The organism is Propioniciclava sp. (genome assembly GCF_036744435.1).
Taxonomy (GTDB): domain Bacteria; phylum Actinomycetota; class Actinomycetes; order Propionibacteriales; family Propionibacteriaceae; genus Propioniciclava.
On record NZ_DAIOIA010000155.1, the window covers coordinates 3,891 to 5,601 of the forward strand.

The following is a 1,711-nucleotide window of genomic DNA, read 5'->3' on the forward strand; positions in this document are numbered from 1 at the left end:
GTGCGTCCGGACGCGACGCGAGAGACTGACCCTGACGCCGCGGGGGAACCCCGCGCGGAAGGTAGGTCGTTGTGCTCGACGTGATGGCGGCGAACCCGTTGCTCACGCTCATGATCGTGCTCGCGCTGGGTGGCCTGTTTGGCCAGATCCCGTTCGGGCCCATCCGCTTCGGCGCCGCCGGAGCCCTGTTCATGGGGCTGGTGATCGGTGCCCTCGACCCGCGGTTCGGGGAGGGCCTGGGGCTGGTGAAGTCCCTGGGTGTCGTCCTGTTCTGTTACACGGTCGGGCTGGTGGCGGGCACCACGTTCCGCTCGGACCTGCGCCGCCAGTGGGGCCTGATGGTCGCCGGGGTTCTCGGACTGGCCGCGATGGCGGGCGCCGGGGTGCTGTTGGCGTCCGGGCTGGGCCTGACGCGCAACGTGGTCGCGGGCGCCTACGCGGGCGTGCTGACGTCCCCGGCGATCGACGCCGCCATCACCGCCACCGGCGGGGCGCCCGACACCCTCGTGGGCTACGCGCTGGCCTACCCGACCGGCGTCATCGTCGGCATGGCGATCGTCGCGGTGATCGTGGCCCGCCGCTGGCCCGGGACCGGCGATTCGCCGTCGCTGGCCGAAGCCGGGCTGACGGCCCGCAGCGTCGTCGTCTCCAAGCAGGTGATGTGCGGCGAGGTGCCCGGATGGAGCAGGCAGGCGGTCAAGTTCTCCTACCTGGAACGCGACGGCGCCATGCGGGTGCTCAACCCGAGCGAACCCCTGGAGCCTGGTGACCGCGTCCTGGCCGTGGGTAACCCCGACGACGTCGAACGGGCCGTGTCCTTCTTGGGGCGTCCCAGCAAACGCACGCTGACGCACGACCGCCGCGAGGTCGACTTCCGGCGTTTCGTGGTGTCCAACCCGTCGCTGGTGGGGCGCAGCATCGCCGAACTGAACGTGAGCGGACGCCTCCACGGCATCGTGACGCGGGTGCGCCGCGGCGACATCGACATGCTGGCCCGCGACGACCTGGTTCTGCAGCCCGGCGACCGGGTGCTGGCGGTCGTCCCCAGCGAACACCTGGCGGGGGCGAGCGAGTTCTTCGGGGACTCCGAGCGCCGCGTCTCCCAGGTGGACGCCCTCACGCTCGGCCTGGGCATCCTGCTGGGCCTGCTGGCCGGGTTCGTGTCGATCCCGCTGCCGGGCGGCATCCGGTTCGGGCTGGGGACGGCGGCGGGTCCGCTGGTCGTCGGGATGGTTCTGGGGGCGCTGCACCGCGTCGGCCCGTTCCGCTGGGACCTTCCCCAGCCCGTCAACTCGACGCTGCGGCAACTCGGGCTGATGATCTTCCTGGCGTGCGTCGGGCTCGCGTCGGGGCCGTCCTTCATCGCGATGGCGTTCACGTGGGAGGGCCTGTCCGTCGTGGTGATGTCGGCGCTCATCCTGGTGCTGGGCTGCGGCGTGCTGGTGGCGGCGGCCCGCATCCAGAAGCTGTCGGCCCCACGCACCGCGGGTGCGCTGGCCGGGTTCGTGGGCCAGCCGGCGATCCTCGCCTACGCCAACAGCCGCGTCAACGACGAACGCATCGACTCCGCCTATGGCGCCCTGTTCGCGCTGGGCACGGTCGTGAAGATCCTGCTGGTCCAGGTCATCGCCCTGGTCTAGCCCCTTTCCCCGCCGAGGACTGAGGCTGCGTCCGTCGAGGACTGAGGCTGCGTCCGCCGAGGACTGAGGCT

1 protein-coding gene is annotated in these 1,711 nt (G+C 71.6%); it reads left to right on the top strand.

Annotation, left to right across the window (positions count from 1 at the left end):
* Positions 1-83: 83 nt before the first annotated feature.
* Positions 84-1,640: an aspartate:alanine exchanger family transporter gene (locus tag V7E09_RS14130; protein WP_324512401.1), complete on the top strand. Its 1,557-nt coding sequence runs from the start codon at positions 84-86 to the stop codon at positions 1,638-1,640.
* The last annotated feature ends 71 nt before the right edge of the window (positions 1,641-1,711 follow it).

Excerpts from the sequence above, each read along its gene's own strand:
- V7E09_RS14130 (WP_324512401.1), top strand. The coding sequence starts at position 84 with ATGGCGGCGAACCCGTTGCTCACGCTCATGATCGTGCTCGCGCTGGGT.